17 protein-coding genes are annotated in these 15,719 nt (G+C 73.9%); 5 read left to right on the top strand and 12 right to left on the bottom strand.

Annotated elements, in window-relative coordinates:
* The first annotated feature begins 79 nt into the window (after nucleotides 1-79).
* Nucleotides 80-493 carry a CU044_2847 family protein gene (locus ACFYUZ_RS27490; protein ID WP_389313574.1) on the top strand — a complete coding sequence of 138 codons (414 nt, stop codon included), beginning with the start codon at nucleotides 80-82 and terminating at the stop codon, nucleotides 491-493.
* 24 nt (nucleotides 494-517) lie between these two features.
* On the opposite strand, the gene ACFYUZ_RS27485 is transcribed toward ACFYUZ_RS27490, so the two are convergent.
* From ACFYUZ_RS27485 to ACFYUZ_RS27470, 4 genes are all read right to left on the bottom strand, one after another.
* A complete protein-coding gene (locus ACFYUZ_RS27485) occupies nucleotides 518-1,333 on the bottom strand; it encodes an ABC transporter permease (RefSeq protein ID WP_389313572.1) in 816 nt (271 codons plus the stop codon).
* A gap of 22 nt (nucleotides 1,334-1,355) precedes the next feature.
* Nucleotides 1,356-2,279 (bottom strand): ABC transporter permease, encoded by a 924-nt coding sequence (locus ACFYUZ_RS27480; protein ID WP_389313570.1) that lies wholly within the window; start codon nucleotides 2,277-2,279, stop codon nucleotides 1,356-1,358.
* 10 nt (nucleotides 2,280-2,289) lie between these two features.
* Nucleotides 2,290-3,489: an ABC transporter substrate-binding protein gene (locus tag ACFYUZ_RS27475; protein WP_389313568.1), complete on the bottom strand. Its 1,200-nt coding sequence runs from the start codon at nucleotides 3,487-3,489 to the stop codon at nucleotides 2,290-2,292.
* Between the two features lie 94 nt (nucleotides 3,490-3,583).
* A complete protein-coding gene (locus ACFYUZ_RS27470) occupies nucleotides 3,584-4,621 on the bottom strand; it encodes an ABC transporter ATP-binding protein (RefSeq protein ID WP_389313566.1) in 1,038 nt (345 codons plus the stop codon).
* Between the two features lie 131 nt (nucleotides 4,622-4,752).
* On the opposite strand from ACFYUZ_RS27470, the gene ACFYUZ_RS27465 reads away from it, so the two are divergent.
* Nucleotides 4,753-5,604, top strand: a complete 852-nt coding sequence (locus ACFYUZ_RS27465; RefSeq protein WP_389313564.1) for a FadR/GntR family transcriptional regulator — start codon at nucleotides 4,753-4,755, stop codon at nucleotides 5,602-5,604.
* A complete protein-coding gene (locus ACFYUZ_RS27460) occupies nucleotides 5,558-6,343 on the top strand; it encodes a cache domain-containing protein (protein ID WP_389313562.1) in 786 nt (261 codons plus the stop codon). The genes ACFYUZ_RS27465 and ACFYUZ_RS27460 overlap by 47 nt, the downstream gene beginning before the upstream one ends.
* 70 nt (nucleotides 6,344-6,413) lie before the next feature.
* Here the strand turns inward: ACFYUZ_RS27460 and ACFYUZ_RS27455 are convergent, their stop codons facing one another.
* The 3 genes from ACFYUZ_RS27455 to ACFYUZ_RS27445 all read right to left on the bottom strand — a co-directional run bounded on the left by ACFYUZ_RS27455 (nucleotide 6,414) and on the right by ACFYUZ_RS27445 (nucleotide 8,682).
* Entirely contained in the window at nucleotides 6,414-7,052 is a 639-nt protein-coding gene (locus tag ACFYUZ_RS27455; protein WP_389313560.1) for a TOPRIM nucleotidyl transferase/hydrolase domain-containing protein, read from the bottom strand.
* Between the two features lie 62 nt (nucleotides 7,053-7,114).
* Nucleotides 7,115-7,432, bottom strand: a complete 318-nt coding sequence (locus ACFYUZ_RS27450; RefSeq protein ID WP_093878045.1) for a cupin — start codon at nucleotides 7,430-7,432, stop codon at nucleotides 7,115-7,117.
* Entirely contained in the window at nucleotides 7,432-8,682 is a 1,251-nt protein-coding gene (locus ACFYUZ_RS27445) for an MFS transporter (RefSeq protein WP_389313558.1), read from the bottom strand. Before ACFYUZ_RS27445 ends, ACFYUZ_RS27450 begins: the two co-directional genes overlap by 1 nt.
* Nucleotides 8,683-8,813: 131 nt before the next feature.
* Here ACFYUZ_RS27445 and ACFYUZ_RS27440 point away from each other — a divergent pair, with 131 nt between their 5' ends.
* Nucleotides 8,814-9,692: a LysR family transcriptional regulator gene (locus ACFYUZ_RS27440; protein ID WP_389313557.1), complete on the top strand. Its 879-nt coding sequence runs from the start codon at nucleotides 8,814-8,816 to the stop codon at nucleotides 9,690-9,692.
* A 60-nt stretch (nucleotides 9,693-9,752) separates the two neighbouring features.
* Nucleotides 9,753-10,637 (top strand): DMT family transporter, encoded by an 885-nt coding sequence (locus tag ACFYUZ_RS27435; RefSeq protein WP_389313555.1) that lies wholly within the window; start codon nucleotides 9,753-9,755, stop codon nucleotides 10,635-10,637.
* On the opposite strand, the gene ACFYUZ_RS27430 is transcribed toward ACFYUZ_RS27435, so the two are convergent.
* The 5 genes from ACFYUZ_RS27430 to ACFYUZ_RS27410 all read right to left on the bottom strand — a co-directional run bounded on the left by ACFYUZ_RS27430 (nucleotide 10,638) and on the right by ACFYUZ_RS27410 (nucleotide 15,662).
* On the bottom strand, nucleotides 10,638-11,924 hold the full coding sequence (locus tag ACFYUZ_RS27430) for a M20 family metallopeptidase (protein ID WP_389313553.1): 1,287 nt from the start codon (nucleotides 11,922-11,924) through the stop codon (nucleotides 10,638-10,640).
* A gap of 218 nt (nucleotides 11,925-12,142) precedes the next feature.
* Nucleotides 12,143-13,801 (bottom strand): acyl-CoA dehydrogenase family protein, encoded by a 1,659-nt coding sequence (locus ACFYUZ_RS27425; RefSeq protein ID WP_389313551.1) that lies wholly within the window; start codon nucleotides 13,799-13,801, stop codon nucleotides 12,143-12,145.
* Nucleotides 13,785-14,402 (bottom strand): TetR/AcrR family transcriptional regulator, encoded by a 618-nt coding sequence (locus ACFYUZ_RS27420; RefSeq protein ID WP_389313549.1) that lies wholly within the window; start codon nucleotides 14,400-14,402, stop codon nucleotides 13,785-13,787. Before ACFYUZ_RS27420 ends, ACFYUZ_RS27425 begins: the two co-directional genes overlap by 17 nt.
* A gap of 77 nt (nucleotides 14,403-14,479) precedes the next feature.
* On the bottom strand, nucleotides 14,480-14,995 hold the full coding sequence (locus ACFYUZ_RS27415) for a hemerythrin domain-containing protein (RefSeq protein ID WP_389313547.1): 516 nt from the start codon (nucleotides 14,993-14,995) through the stop codon (nucleotides 14,480-14,482).
* Between the two features lie 82 nt (nucleotides 14,996-15,077).
* Nucleotides 15,078-15,662: a TMEM165/GDT1 family protein gene (locus ACFYUZ_RS27410; RefSeq protein WP_389313545.1), complete on the bottom strand. Its 585-nt coding sequence runs from the start codon at nucleotides 15,660-15,662 to the stop codon at nucleotides 15,078-15,080.
* Nucleotides 15,663-15,719 lie beyond the last annotated feature (57 nt).

Below are 15,719 nucleotides of genomic sequence, written 5' to 3'. Positions count from 1 at the left end.
ACGAACCGATCCGTCCCTCCCGACCGCCCCTCGGTGATACTGACGTCCTGCCCGTTCCCGCCGACCCCAGGGAGCTTCGATGCCGGACGTCACCAAGGTCGAGGTCGGGGACGCGACGCTCTTCGTGGAGACGCGACGCCTCGGTCCGCAGCGGGACCTCGAAGAGCCCGGGCCGGACCTCGAAGAGCCCGAGTCGGACCTCGGCGGGGCGGGACCGGATCTCGACGGATCCGGTGCGGACTTCGACCGGGCCGGTTCGGAGCGGGAAGGGAGCGGCGGTCACCTGCCCGACCTGTCGGGCGTCACCCAGGCGCTCTCCTCCTTCGCCGGACAGATCGGCGAGGCGCTCCACCAGGCGGCCCCCGACCGCGCGACCGTCGAGTTCGGCTGCCAGCTCGGCCTGGAGGCGGGCAGGCTCACCGCGCTCCTCGTGCAGGGCAGCGCGAACGCGAGCCTGCGCGTGACCCTCGAATGGGTGAAGGCGCACCGCTGACGGACCGGGGCCGACGGGCTCCCCTCACACCCGGCCGCCGCCCGGCGTGTCCGAGGAGAGCCGCTGCGCCGCGTAGATCGGGATCACCGAGAGCAGGACGAGTGCCGCCGCCACCACGTTCACCACCGGGGCCTGCTGAGGGCGGGTCATGTTGTTGAAGATCCACACCGGCAGGGTCTGCACCCCGGGTCCCGCCGTGAAGGTCGTCACCACGATCTCGTCGAAGGACAGCGCGAAGGCGAGCAGCCCGCCCGCGAGCAGCGCCGAGCGCAGCAGCGGGAAGGTGATGTCCCGGAAGACGCGGAACGTGTGCGCCCCCAGGTCCATCGCCGCCTCCTCGTACGAGCCGGGCAGCCGCCGCAGCCGCGCCACCACGTTGTTGAAGACGACCACGATGCAGAAGGTGGCGTGGCCCACGACCACCGTGAACATCCCGAGGCCGACGCCGAGGGGCTCCAGGACCGTCCCGAAGGCCGAGTTGAGCGCGATGCCCGTGACGATGCCGGGCAGCGCGATCGGCAGCACCACCGCGAAGGAGACGGCCTCCCGTCCGAAGAAGGAGTACCGCTGCACCGCGAAGGCGATGAGCGTGCCGAGCACGAGGGCGACCGCCGTCGCCGCGAGTCCCGCCCGGACGGAGGTCCACAGCGCCTCGCGGGCGCCCTCGTTGTCCCAGGCCGCCGCCCACCAGTCGAGCGTGAGGCCGGGCGGCGGCCAGCTCGCCGAGCGGTCCGGGTTGAGCGAGCCGAGCAGGACGAGCAGCAGCGGCAGGTAGATCGCCGCGAAGCCGAGGCCGGCCGCGGTGCGCAGTGCGATCCGCGCGGGACGGGAGAGGTTCATCGGTCGCGGTCCTTCCGGCCGTTCACAGGCTGCGCAGCGCACCGGAGCGCCGCACCGCGAGGAGGTACACCACGATGACGGCGACCGGCACGGTGCCGAGCGCGGCCGCCAGCGGCAGGTTCAGGGTGACGTTGGAGTAGACGAGGTTGCCGATCAGCTGGGTCTTGCCGCCGACGATCTGCACGGTGATGTAGTCGCCGAGGCTCAGGGAGAAGGTGAAGACGGACCCCGCGACCACCGCCGGCCACACCAGGGGCAGCACCACCGAGACGAAGGTCCGCCAGGTCCTCGCCCCGAGGTCCGCCGAGGCGTTCAGGAGGTTGTCGGGGAGCTGGGCGAGCGCGGTGTGGATCGGCAGCGCCATGTACGGCAGCCAGAGGTACGTCAGGACGAGCACCGTCGCCGTGAGCCCGTATCCCGGTCCGCTCAGGCCGAACGGCCGCAGCGCCCAGTCGAGCGGCCCCCCTTCGGAGAGGATGAGCCGCCACGCGTACACCTTCACGAGGTAGCCGGCCCACAGCGGCATGAGCAGCGCGACCACGAACAGCGGGCGGCGGCGCGGGTGCGCGACGCGTGCCGTGTAGAAGGCGAGGGGGAAGGCGATGACGGCGCAGAGCGCGGTCACGGCCAGGGCGACGCCGATGGTGCGCAGGGCGACCGTGCGGTAGACGGGGGAGCCGACGAGTTCCTCGAAGTTCTGCGAGGTCCAGATCCGGACGACCTCGGAGGTGAAGGTGTCGGTCGACCAGAAGGCGGAGAGGAACAGGGCCGCGAGGGAGCCGAGGTAGGCGAGGACCAGCCAGAGCAGCGGGGCGGTGAGCAGGGCGGCGAGGCGCAGCCGGGGCCGCCGGTGCAGGGCCCCGGCGAGCCGCCGGACGGCACCTCTGCCGGGGCCGGCGGCTCGCTTCGCGGACTCGGGGGAGAGCCCCGGGGTGAGTGCGGTCATGGCGCCGGGGTCAGCCCTTGATCTCGGTCCAGGCCTGGACCCACTGGGCGTACGGCACGCAGCGGACGTCCGTCCGGCCGTCCAGGCACTGCTCGATGGGCGTGGTCCAGAAGTGGACCTGCTTCCAGTAGGCCTCGTCGGTGGCGTGGAAGACGGCGCAGTGGTTCTTGTCGGCGGTCTCGGCGCAGGACCTCGCGTTGGCCGGGGCCTCCCCGAAGTACTCGGCGACCTGCGCGTTGGTCTTCGGCGAGACGATCCAGTCGAGCCACTTGTAGGCGCAGGTGGGGTGCTTGGCCCTGGCGGAGACCATCCAGGTGTCGGACCAGCCGGTGGAGCCCTCCTTCGGCAGGACCGCCTCGATCTTCGCGCCCTCGGACTTGGCGAGGTTGGCGATCACCTGCCAGCTGGTGCCGACGACCGAGTCGCCGCTCTTGAAGGCGGAGATCTCCTTGAGGTAGTCGCTCCAGTACTCCCCGATGTGCGCGTTCTGCTCCTTGAGCAGGGCCACGGCGGCGTCGAACTGCTTCTTGTCGAGGGCGTAGGGGCTCTTGATGCCCAGCTCGGGCTTGGTCGCCTTGAGGTAGAGGGCGGCGTCCGCGAGGTAGATGGGGGAGTCGTAGGCGGTGACCTTGCCGCTGTGCGCCGAGGCCTTGTCGAAGACGGCGGACCAGGAGTCGGGGGCGGGCTTCACCTTCTCCGCGTCGTACATGAGGAGGTTGGCGCCCCGGCCGTGCGGGACGCCGTAGGCGACGCCCTTCACGGAGTTCCACTCCTTGTTCTTGAGCCCGGCGAAGACGTCGGCGTAGTTCGGGACGAGCGAGGTGTTCACGGGCGCGGCGTCGCCGGAGGCGATCAGGCGGAGGGAGGCGTCGCCGGAGGCGGAGACGGCGTCGTACGCGCCGGTCTTCATCAGCGAGACCATCTCGTCGGAGGTCGCGGCGGTCTTGGCGTTGACCTGGCAGCCGGTCTGCTTCTCGAAGGCGCTGACCCAGTCGACCTTCGGGTCGTTCGAGCCGTCCTCGACGTATCCGGCCCAGGCGATCAGGTTGACCTCGCCCTCGGCCTCGCCGAGCGCCGTCGGCGCCTTCAGGTCGGGCGGGTTGAGGCCGCCGGACTTCCCGGACCCCGCCGGGTCGGCCGATCCGCAGGCGGTGACGAGGAGCAGCCCGGAGAGGGCGGCTGCGGTCAGGAGGGAGCGGTGCGGGCGCACGTGGTTCTCCGTTGCGTGAGGGGACGAAGGACGAGGGGCGTGGGGGGTGCGGGGGTTCACGGGACCGGCCGGCAGGCAGGGGGAGGGGGCGTGCTCACGGGCTCTCGGGGACGCGCACGGCGTGGTCCGGGTGCCACTGGAGGCCGATCCGGGCGCCCCGGAAGGCGGCGAGGTCGGCGGAGGAGGTCTCCAGGTTCTGCTGGAGGGCGGTGAGCCGGCCTCCGCCGTCGAGGTCGATCAGGAAGCGGGTGGAGTCGCCGAGGTAGACGACCTCCGCGACCGTGCCGACCGCGGTGGCGTGCCCGAGGTCGCCGGGCGCCTTGTGGTCGGGGAGGAGCCGGATCTTCTCCGGGCGGATGCTGTACGTGCCCGCCGTTCCGACCACCTGCCGGGCGGTCTCCCCGGTCAGCAGGTTGGAGGTGCCGACGAAACCGGCCACGAAGGGGGTCGCGGGGCGCTCGTAGATCTCGGCGGGGGCGGCGACCTGTTCGATCCGGCCCTGGTGGAAGACGGCGATCCGGTCGCTCATCGTCAGGGCCTCCTCCTGGTCGTGGGTGACGAAGACGAAGGTGATGCCGACCTCCCGCTGGATCTCCTTGAGTTCGACCTGCATCCGCTCGCGGAGCTTGAGGTCGAGCGCGCCGAGGGGTTCGTCGAGCAGCAGCACGCGGGGGCGGCCGACGAGCGCGCGGGCCAGGGCGACCCGCTGGCGCTGGCCGCCGGAGAGCTCGGCGGGCCGGCGCCTGCCGAGACCGTCGAGGCCGACCTGTGCGAGGGCGGCCCGGGCGCGCACCAGGCGCTCGGCGCGGGGCACGCCGCGGACCTTGAGGCCGTAGGCGACGTTCTGTTCGACCGTCATGTGCGGGAAGAGCGCGTAGTCCTGGAAGACGGTGTGCACGTCCCGCTCGAAGGGGGCCAGCCGGGTGACGTCGCGGCCGGCCAGCTCGACGGTCCCGGCGGTCGGTGCTTCGAAGCCGGCGATCATCCGCAGCACGGTCGTCTTCCCGGAGCCGGAGGGACCGAGCATCGAGAAGAACTCGCCGTCCGCGATCTCCAGGTCCACCCCGGCCACGGCCTCGGTCCGGCCGTAGGTCTTGCGCAGTCCCGTCAGCCGGATCGCCATTCCCTCCATGGGCGGGAACCTTTCTGGTGCGGTGGAGCGTTGCTCGGGCGTGGGCGTAAACATATGAAGTCATAGTTCAAATCTCAAGACCCCTTTAAGGTAAAGCCTGAGTCAACGCTCGACGCGCGAGGTGGTTAACCGTGAGACCGAACGGCAGGCCGGACGAGGCAGGCGGCGCGGCCGGGAGCGGCGGGGCCCGCAGGGCCGTCTTCACCCCCGTCGACACCCGGGCGCGGGTCGACACCGTCGTCCGCCGCATCGGCGACGCCATCGAGCTCGGACTCCTCGCCGACGGGGAGCAGTTGCCCGGCGAGACCGAACTCGCCGGACAGCTCGGCGTCTCCACCGTCACCCTGCGCGAAGCCCTCATGGCCCTGCGGCAGCAAGGCCTCGTCACCACCCGCAGGGGCCGCGGCGGCGGCAGCTTCGTCACCCTGCCCGACAGCCCGCCGGAGGAGCGGCTGCGCGCCCGCCTCGCCGACTGGTCCACCGAGGAACTCCGCGACCTCGGCGACCACTGGGCCGCCGTCTCCGGCGCCGCCGCACTGCTCGCCGCCCGCCGCACCCAGCCCGGAGACCTGCGCCCCCTCACCCGTACGGTCGAGGAACTCGCCGCCGCCGCAGACCCGGCGACCCGCAGCAGGCTCTACGGCCGCTTCCACGTCGAACTCGCCGCCGCCGCCCAGTCCGCCCGCCTCACCCGCGAGGAGATCGCCCTCCAGACGGACCTCGGCGCACTCCTCTGCCTCGTCCTCGACGACCCCGTCCATCTCGGCAATGTGTCGGATCGTCACCGCGCCGTGATCTCCGCCGTGCAGGATGAGGCCGACGAGCGGGCCAGAACGCTCGCCGAGACGTGTGTACGGGAGTCGGTGGGGCGGCTGATCGCGCTGCGCCTCGGCACCCCCGGCCACGCAACCGAGCCTCGTCCCGAGGAGGACACGCATGGGCAGGAGCACCGGGCTCGCGGGCCCCGCGGGGGCCGTCGCTGACACGGACCCGGTCGACGCGGTCATCGGCCGCGTCCGGGACACCCTCGAAGAGGTCTTCGCCGCCGTCGCCGAGACCGTCGCCGACACGGGCGCCCTGCTCGCCGAGGCGACCGGAGCGGACCGCGCGCCCGTCGCCGCCGACCTGACCGGACTGCGACCCGGACTGCACGCCCGGCTCGCGGCCCATCCGCTGGTCTCGGGCGTCGGCTTCGTCGCCGCCCCCGGGCTCCTCACCGACGTACCGGGCTGGCTGGAATGGTGGCAGCGCGGCCCCGACGGAGCCGTCCGGCCGCTCCTCCTCGACCTCGACCCGGAGCACTCCGCCTACTCCGACTACACCCACTGGGACTGGTACACGCTGCCCCGCGAGACCGGGCGCCGGGCCGTCGCCGGGCCCTACGTGGACTACCTGTGCTCCGACGAGTACAGCCTCACGCTCTCCGCGCCGGTCGCCCTCGGCGGCCGGTTCGTGGGCGTGGCGGCCGCCGACGTCTACCTGCGGCACTTCGAAGCGGCCGTCCTCCCCGTGCTCCAACGGCTGCCCGCACCGGCCCGGCTCGTCAACGCGCGCGGCCGGGTCGCCGCCTCCACCGACCCGGCCCACCTCGCCGGATCCCTCACCAGGGGCCCCGACTTCGCCGCCGTCCTCGCGGGCCCGCCGGCCGAACACCGCCCCGCCGGCCTGCGCCTGCTGCCCTGCGGGGGAACGCCCCTCGTCCTGGTGACGACGGACGACTGACCCGCCGCCGAGGGAGCGGGGTCGGGCCGGCTCGGGGCCCGGCGGCACTTTCCGGACACGACCCGGAGGGTCACAGACTCCTCAGGAGGTCGTCGAGCGGCGCCGGCACCCGGTCGGCGTCCAGGGCCTCCACCAGGAGGGTGCCGTAACGGATCTTGCGACCCTTCTTCGTGCCGAGGAAGCGCCGCAGCTGCCGGTGCCGGGGCCGGCCGTGCTGGGCGGGCTGGGTCAGGAAGGTCTGCCAGGGGCGCAGATCGCCCTCCGTCCGGATGATCTCCTCGACCTTCGCCGGGCCCAGCGCCCGGATGAGCTCGTCCTCCAGGTCCGCCACACAGACGAAGAAGTCCTCGCGCGGGGCTCCGGCCCGCAGCAGACCGCGCTCGTAGAAGCCCCGCTCGCGCTCGTCGCACAGGCCCGTCAGACGCAGGCCGAGACCGGGCGGTCCGAGCAGTTCGGCGTAGCGGGCGATGTTCATCGCCCCGCCCATGGACACCACGCACACGCCTTCCGCGGCGAGGTCCTGGCCGCGCCGCGCGGCCAGCGTCTCGACGGCCGCGAAGTCGCTCGGCCCTTCCAGGAGCACCGCCGTGCGCAGCCCCAGGGCCACGGCCAGGCCCCGCGCCGTGTCCCCGTCGGAACCGCCGGCCGCCCAGCGGCCCACCTCGTCCCGGAACGCCCTCGTGCCCGTCAACGCCCTCGTGTCCGCCATGGGGGCGAGTCTGCCCGCCCACCGGCCGTCGGGGCAGCGAATATTCGACCGGGGCCGGTCCCTCAGTCGTTCACGGCCGTGAGGAGCACCACCGCGTCCTCCAGCGCCGTCAGCCCGTGCCGCTCCTTCGGGATCATCCGCAGCGTGCCGGCCCGCAGCTCCTCGGCCCGCCCGGCCGCCGTCAGGCTCACCCGGCCCCGCAGCACCTGGAGGCTCGCGGCCGGCGGCGCGTTGTGCTCGTCCAGGGAGGTGCCCGAGGTCAGGGCGATGACGGTCTGCCGCAGCACCCCGTCGTGCATCACCAGATGGGCGCTGCGCCCGTGCGGCGCCGTACGGGCCGCGGTGAGGTGCTCGTCGGCGAGGGCGGTGAGGTCCAGCATCATGACTCTCCCTGCGGGATGCGCGGGCGGATACCCCCAGCCTCCCGTGTGACGTCCGGGACGCAAGTCGGGACCGCCGGTCGCGCGGAGACCACCACGAGCCCGCCGGCGGCGACGCACGCCCCCGCCGCGAGCAGCGCGGCCGGCCAACCGTGCGCCGCGTACAGCCAGGACCCGGCGAGGGAGCCGAGGGCCCCGCCGCCGAACGTGGCCAGCATGAAGACCGTGTTGACCCGGGCCGCCACCCCCCGTCCGATCCCGAAGATCCGCGCCTGGGCGGCCACCTGGCACGAGCTGACCCCGACCACCAGCAGGTTCGCCCCGGCCACCAGGGCCACCGGGGAGTACGGGGCGAGCCCGGCCGCCGCGAGGCCGAGCCCCGCGCACACCAGCCCCCCGGCGTTCACCGCCGTGGCCCCGTACCGGTCGGCCAGCGGTCCGGACGCCGCCGAGAGCAGCGCCGCCGGCAGGGTCAGCACCCCGAAGAGGCCCGCAGCCCCCGGCCCGTACCCCAGCGGCGGGGCCGCCAGGTGGAAGGCGAGGACGGACCAGAAGACGCTGAACGCCGCGAAGACGCACGCCCCGAGCAGCGCCGAGATCCGCAGCTCCCGGTGGACCGCCAGGAGCCGGGGGAGCCCGGCCAGGAGCCCGGCGTACGAGGCGCCTCCCCGCGACCCCAGCCGTTCGGGCAGCCGGCGGGGGAGGACGAGGAGCAGCGCCGCCGTCGCCACGGCCGCCACCGCGTAGGCCACCCGCCAGCTGCCGCTCGCGTCGGCCACGGCGCCCGAGACCGTACGGGAGAGCGTCGAGCCCAGCGTCAGGCCCAGGCCCACCAGACCCACGACGCGGCCCTGCCGTCCGGGTCCGGCGAGCACCGCCGCCACCGGGGTGAGGATCTGCGGCAGCACCGTCGTGGTGGAGAGCGCGAGGGTCGCGAGCGCCAGGGTGACCACGTCGGGCGCCGCCGCCGCGCCGAGCAGGGCGGCGCTGGTCAGGGCGAGCAGCACCGAGGTGAGGCGGCGCAGCCGCGCGGAGTCGGCGAGCGGCACGAGCAGCAGGATGCCGAGCGCGTACCCGATCTGGGCGGCCGAGGCGAGCAGCCCCGCCGTCCGCTCCGACACGTCCAGGCCACGCGCCACGGCGGCGAGCAGCGGCTGGGGGAAGTAGATGTTGGCGACGGTGACCGCTCCCGCCACGGCGAGGAGCAGGACGTTCACGCGCGGGGCGGGGGCGGGGGTGCGTGGGACCACGGAGGCCCTTCCGTACGGGGGAGGGGGGACGCCTCCAGGCTCCCGGCCGCCACCCCGGCCGATCAAGGTGTCATCATGAAACCGGCGTTGAGCCACACTCAACGATCGGCGGACGTCAAGGGGTGGGGCCGGTGCTCGAACGGTACGAACTGGAAGCCTTCCTCACGCTCGCCGAGGAACTCCACTTCGGGCGCACCGCCGAGCGCCTCGGCGTCTCCACCGGCCGGATCAGCCAGACCGTCAAGAAGCTGGAGCGCCGCGTCGGCACCCCGCTCTTCGCCCGCACCAGCCGCAGCGTCCGGCTCACCCCCGTCGGCCACGCCCTGTACGAGGACCTCCTGCCCCTCCACCGGCAGATGCGGGCCGCTCTCGAACGGGCCGTCGCCGCCGGGCGCGGCGTCCACGGCAGGCTGCGCGTCGGCTTCGGCACCCCCTGGGGCGGCGAGCTGCTCACCGCCGCCGCCGAGACCGTGGCCGCGCTCCACCCGGGCTGCGAGATCACCGTCCGAGAGGTCCCCCTCGATGGCGGAGTCCGCGCCCTCCAGGACGGGACGCTGGACATCCAGTACACCGCCTTCCCCGTGCGGGAGCCGGACCTGACCACCGGCCCCGTCGTCGCCACCGACGAGCGGGTGCTCCTCCTGCCGGTCGGCCACCCGCTGGCCGGCCGCGCGTCCCTCGGCCCGGAGGACCTCGCGGGCCTCGACCTGATCGCCCCCGGCAGCACTGTCCCCCGCTACTGGGTCGACCACCACTACCCGCGCAGCACCCCGTCGGGAGCCCCCGTCGGCCGGGGCCCGGCCGCCGCCACCTGGCAGGAGGTCCTCTCCCACGTGACCGCGGGCCGGGGCGCGTCCCCCGGCGCGGCGCGCGGTGCCCGGTACCACCCGCGCCCCGGCATCGCCTACGTCCCCCTGCGCGACGGCCCGCCCATGGAGTACGGACTGGTGTGGCCGACCGCCGCCGAGTCCGCCCTCCTCCGTGCCTTCGTCGCCGCCGTCACCCTGTGACGGACCCGGGGAGCCGTGTCCCCGGCCGGCTCCGGCACCCCCGCCGCTTACCGTGAACCGGTGCGACGCACCACCACCGACCAGGCCACCCTCGCGGCGTTCGCGGTCGCCGCGCTCCTCGCCGGGGGCAACGCGGTCGGCGTCCGCTTCAGCAACCGCGAACTCGACCCGCTGTGGGGAGCCGCGCTGCGGTTCGGTGCCGCGTCGATCGTCCTGTTCGTCCTCATGGCCGTCCTGAGGCTCTCCCTCCCGCGCGGGAGGGCGCTGCGCGGCGCCGTCCTGTTCGGGGCGCTGAACTTCGGCGTCACGTCCGCCCTCGTGTACTACGCCCTCGTCCGCCTGCACGCCGGAATCGGCCAGACGATCCTCGCGCTCGTCCCGCTCGCCACCCTGCTGCTCGCGGTCTCCCAGGGCCTCGAACGGTTCCGGCCCGCCGCGGCCCTCGGAACGGTCCTGGCCGCCGCGGGGGTCGCCCTCGTCTCCGGAGCCACCCCGAGCGGGTCCGTCCCCGCGCCGTCCTTCCTCGCCCTGCTCGGCGGCATGCTGTCCTTCGCGCAGGCCACGGTGCTCGTCCGCCGTCTCCCGCGGCTGCATCCGGTGACGATGAACGCCGTCGGCATGGGCGCCGCGTCCGTCCTCCTCCTCGCCGGCTCCCTCGCCGCCGGCGACACCCGGCACCTGCCGGACCGGGCGGCGACCTGGTGGGCGCTCGCCTACCTCGTGGTCGCCGGCTCCGTCCTCACGTTCGTGCTGTTCCTCTTCGTCGTGCACCGCTGGAGCGCCTCACGGGCGGCGTACGTCTTCGTCGTCATTCCCGTCGTGACGCTCGTCCTCTCTGCCTGGCTCGACGACGAACCCCTCACCGCGTCCCTGCTCATGGGCACCCCCCTGATCCTCGCCGGCGTCTACCTCGGCGCCCTCCGCAAGCCCCGCCCGCACGCCTGATCACGGGACCAGGGCGCCCGCCAGATGGTCGTACGCCACGTGCGCGTGGAGGCGTACGCCGGTGACGAGGGTGTCGTCGTCCGCGTAGAAGTGCGGGTTGTGGTTGGTGACCAGTCCGCGCCCGCCCTCCACCGGCACCGGTCTGCCGGAGGCGTCCAGCGTGGCGTCCTGGACGCCGAGCATCACGTACAGGCCGCCGAAGCGGCCGATGAGCTCGGAGACGTCGTCGTACCCGAGCGTCGCCCCCGTCTCCCGCACGCGTCCTCCGCCGGCCACCCGGCGGAGGGTCGGCAACCCGGCCTCCACCCACGGCCCGCTGTTGTGCACGGGCGGCACGGACTGCAGGTACTCCACCGTGGCCGTCGCTCCGTACGCCGCCGCGGAGTGCTCGGCCAGCGTCGTCAGACGGCGCTGGACCTCCGCCATGTCGGACTCCACGGCACAGCGGACCGTGCCCCACAGGGTCACGGTCTGGCCGATGACGTTGAAGCGGCCCACGTCCTCGACGTGCCCGATCGTCACCGTCACCGCGTCGAAGGCCGAGACCTGCCGGTAGAGCTGGCCGATGCCCGTCAGGACCGCCCCGGCCGCCGGCATCGGGTCGACACCCTCCCAGGGCGTGGAGCCGTGCACCTGCTTTCCGGTGACGACGATGCGGACCAGGGTGGACGCCCCGTACTGGTTCCCGATCCTGTACCCCACGTACCCCTTCGGATACGGCGTCACGTGCATGCCGAAGGCCATCGTCGGCACCGGGCCGGCGAAGGCACCCGCCTCGACCATCGCCCGCGCCCCGCCCTCCTCCGTCACCGGAGGACCCTCCTCGGCGGGCTGGAACACGAAGAGGACCGTGCCGGGAAGCCGCTCCCGGACACCCGCGAGCACCGTCGCCGCACCCATCAGCATCGCCGTGTGGCAGTCGTGCCCGCACGCGTGCGACACGGGGAACGGACCGCCCGGGTAGTCGGCGTCCACCACCTCGGAGGCGAAGTCCGCCCCGCACAGGTCCCTCACCGGCAGCGCGTCCATGTCCGCCCGCAGCGCCACGACCCGTCCGCCGTCCGGCGCCGCCCCGCGCAGGACGCCCACGACCCCGTGGCCCGCGATGCCCGTACGGACCTCGTCGAGGCCCAGGGCGCGCAGGTGGTCCGCCACCAGGCGGGCCGTGTTCACCTCCCGGTTGGACAGCTCCGGATGCCGGTGCAGACGGCGCCTCCAGGCCACCACCCGACCGGCCACCCCGGCCGCCCGCCCGTCCAGTTCGTCGTGGATCGCCTCGCTGCCCAACGGGGACTCCCTCTCGTACCGGCCGGCGCCGCGGCCCGGGAACCGTGCGCCACCAGCCTGCCATCCGGGAGGCCCCGGCACGAGGCACGGACCGGGCGGGCCCGGCCCGTGACCGCGCGAGCCGTCAGTCCCGGGCCGCGGCCGGCGCGGCGCCGGTCGGGTCGGCCGCGGCGCCGGTCGGGCCGGTGTGGCCCTGGGCGGGCCGGCCGAGGCACCGGTCAGGCCGGTGTGCTCACCGCGTCCGGGCCGCTCCGCGCGATGATGGCCGCCGTGTCCACGCCCGCCGGCAGCGTCCCGAAGGCGAGGCCCCGGTCCCCGTCGAGGCGGGAGGCGCAGAACGCGTCCGCGACCGCCGGGTGGCCGTGCCGGACGAGCAGGGAACCCTGGAGGACCAGGGCGAGCCGCTCGACAAGGCGCCGTGCCCCGTACGCCACCGCGTCCGGGTCACCGAGCCCCGCGAGGTCCTTGCGGAGGCCCGCGACCGCCGCGTCGAGACGCCGGTCGGCGCCCGCGCCCCGGTCGACCTCCGCGAAGTACGCCTCCACCGCCTCCGGCTGACGGGACATCGCCCGCAGCACGTCGAGCGCGGCGACGTTCCCGGAGCCCTCCCAGATCGACGGCAGCGGCGACTCCCGGTAGAGCCTCGGCAGGCCCGAGTCCTCGACGTAGCCGTTGCCGCCGAGGCATTCGAGGGCCTCGGCCGCGTGTGCGGGGGCCCGCTTGCACACCCAGTACTTGGTGACCGCGAGACCGAGCCGGCGCAGCTGCTCCTCCTCGGCGTCACCGCGGGCCGCCCGGTCCACCGCCCCGGCGAGCCGCAGCGACGCGACCGTCGCGGCCTCCGCCTCCACCGCCAGGTCCGCGAGGACGTTCCGCATCAGCGGCTGGTCCACGAGGCGCGCTCCGAACGCCGTGCGGTGCGTGGCGTGGTGCACGGCCTGCACGAGTCCGAGGCGCATGCCGGAGGCCGAGCTGATGGCGCAGTCGAGCCGCGTCATGTTGACCATCCGGATGATGGTGGCCACCCCGCGCCCCTCCTCGCCCACGAGCCGGCCGAGGGCACCCTCGTACTCGATCTCGGAGGAGGCGTTGGACCGGTTGCCCAGCTTGTCCTTGAGCCGCTGGAGCCGGATCGCGTTGCGGCTGCCGTCGGGCAGCACCCGGGGCACCAGGAAGCAGGACAGGCCGCCGGGAGCCTGCGCCAGGGTGAGGAAGACGTCCGACATCGGCGCCGAGGTGAACCACTTGTGCCCGGTCAGCGCGTACTGCCCGGGCTCTCCCGTCGGCACGGCACGGGTCGTGTTCGCCCGGACGTCCGAACCGCCCTGCTTCTCGGTCATCGACATCCCGGCGATGATCCCGCGCTTCTCCGTCGGCACCCGCAGCCCGAAGTCGTACGCGGAGGAGGTGAGCAGCGGCTCGTAGACCTCGGCGAGCTCGGGCTGGACGCGCAGCGCGGGCACCGCCGCGTACGTCATGGAGACCGGGCACAGGTGTCCCGCGTCGGCCTGCCCCCACACGAACACCTTGGCCGCGCGCGCCACGTGCGCGCCCGGCCGCTCGTCGCGCCAGGGGGCGGCGCCCAGCCCGTGCCGCACGGCCACGTCCATCAGCTGGTGCCAGTGCGGATGGAACTCGACCTCGTCGACGCGGTGGCCGTACCGGTCGTGGGTGTGCAGCACGGGGGAGTGGCGCTCGGCGAGCCGACCCCACTCCTGGGCCTCCTCGCCCCCCGCCTTCGCCCCGAGCTCACGGACCTCGGCCTCGGCCCAGCCCGCGCCCTCCCGGCGCAGCGCCTCCAGGAGCGCGGGGTCGGCGGAGACGTCGTGACCGGTCAGCGGCGGTACCTGGTTGGTGACCTCATGCGTGGTCGGCATCGGGAACTCCCAGTGCTCGCAGGGTGAAGGTGACGAGTGCGGGTACGGTCCCGGGCCCGACGGACCCCTCCGCCAGCGGCCCGACGAGCGCCTCGGCGCCCGCCCCGACCAGCGCCGAGGCCGTCAGGACCGGGTCCTGGGGCGGCAGCTCGCCCGAGCGCACGCCCTCCTGGACGCGCGCGGCGAACACGTCCCGGAACGCGCGCCGGAAGACGAGCCGCTCCGCGTCCACGGCCGGGTCGACCGGTTCGGCGAGGAGCGCGTAGGCGAGGCGCGGCGACTTCAGGGCCCGCTGGGCGAAGGTCTCGATCACGGCGACCACCCGCTCGGCCGCCGAACCGTGTCCGGGGTGCCCGGCCGCCTCGGAGACGGCCGCCACTTCCCGGCCCACCACCGTCCTGAACAGTTCGACGGCGAGCTCGGCCTTGCTCGGGAAGTGGCGGTAGACGCTGCCGGTGGCGATTCCGGCGCGCGCGGCGACGGCGGCCATCGTGCAGCCCGCGTACCCCTGCTCGGCGAGCAGCTTGAGGGCCGCGTCGACGACCGACGCGCGCTGGGCGTCGAGCCGGGCCTGGACGGCGGGGGTGCGTCGGTAGGGCATGGAAGGAGTGAAGCAGTGATTCATTGCTTCATCAAGAGGCCGGGCAAGGGTGTTCCAGGGACGCGGAGTCCCGGTCGTCAGTGACCGGTCAGGTCGCGGAGCGCGAAGTCGTCCGGCAGCGGGGTGTCGAGCTCGGCGAGGGCGGTGACGAGCTTCTTCTCCTCGTACGTGAAGTGCGATTCCACGAGCGCCACGAGACCGTCCAGCTCGCCGCGGACCCGTCGTGCCTCCGCCGGGTCCGGGGCGCTCGTCGGCTCGGCCGGGAGGGTGTCGAGGAGGTCCTGGAGGCGGACCAGGATCTCCTCCACCTGCACGTGGTCGCGGGCCAGTTCGTCGAGCACGGGCCGCAGCTCCGGGTACGCCTCGGCGAGGACGGGGAAGACGCCCCGGTCCTCGGCGGTGTGGTGGCGGGTGAGCGCGGAGCAGAAGGCGAGGCAGTGTGCCCGCAGATCGCGGGGGCGGGTGCCGCCGGAGAGGAAGGAGTCCAGTTCCTCGCGGAGGCGGGCGAGTTCCTCGCGGAGCCAGAGGTGCACGTCGACCAGTTGGTTCCCGAACGCCGTGAGGCGGTCGGCCGGTTCGGAGGTGGTGGCCATGGGGTGCATGCTCCCAGCCGACGCGCAACGGCGCACGCCCCTTCCCGAGCGGGAAGGGGCGTGCGCCGGAGCCGGGGCGCGCTCAGCCGGTGAAGACCTCGGTCAGCGACCAGATCGCGAGCCCCGCCATGCAGACGCCGCCGATCCGCTGCACGGTCTTGAGGGGGACGCGCTTGGCGATGAAGCGGCCGGCGACCAGGGCGAGGGCGGAGACCGTCGTCAGGGCGGCGAACGAACCGATCGCCGTCGACCAGGTGCCGTTGGTGGCGGCCAGGTTCGCGGTGGTGATCTGGGTCAGGTCGCCCCACTCGCTGATGAAGACGGCCGTGAACGCGGTCGAGAAGACGGGCCAGAAGCCGCTGACGGTCCGGCCGCCCTCGTCGGCGTCGTCGTCCTCGCCCCCGCCGCGCAGCAGCATGAAGGCGCCGAAGCCGAACATCAGGGCCGAGACCAGTTTGACGGTCCAGCCCGGAAGCAGCCCGAGCAGGCTGCCGGCGCCCACCGCGATGGCGACGTGGGCGAGGAAGGCGGTGGAGGTGCCGATCCACACGTACAGCGGACGCATGCGCGTGCCCATGGCGAGGGACGCAAACATCGTCTTGTCGGGAAGCTCGGCGAGGAAGATCAGCCCGAAGGCGGTGAGGATCGCCAAGGGGTCGAGGTGCATACCGGGGCTCTCTGCTCGGTCCGGGCCCCGCGGCTCCGCACGACACCTCGGTGGGCG

It is taken from the genome of Streptomyces sp. NPDC004266, assembly GCF_042874095.1.
Classification (GTDB): Bacteria; Actinomycetota; Actinomycetes; order Streptomycetales; family Streptomycetaceae; genus Streptomyces.
The sequence above is the reverse complement of the archived record's forward strand: the minus strand, read 5'-3'. Positions and strand labels throughout refer to the sequence as shown.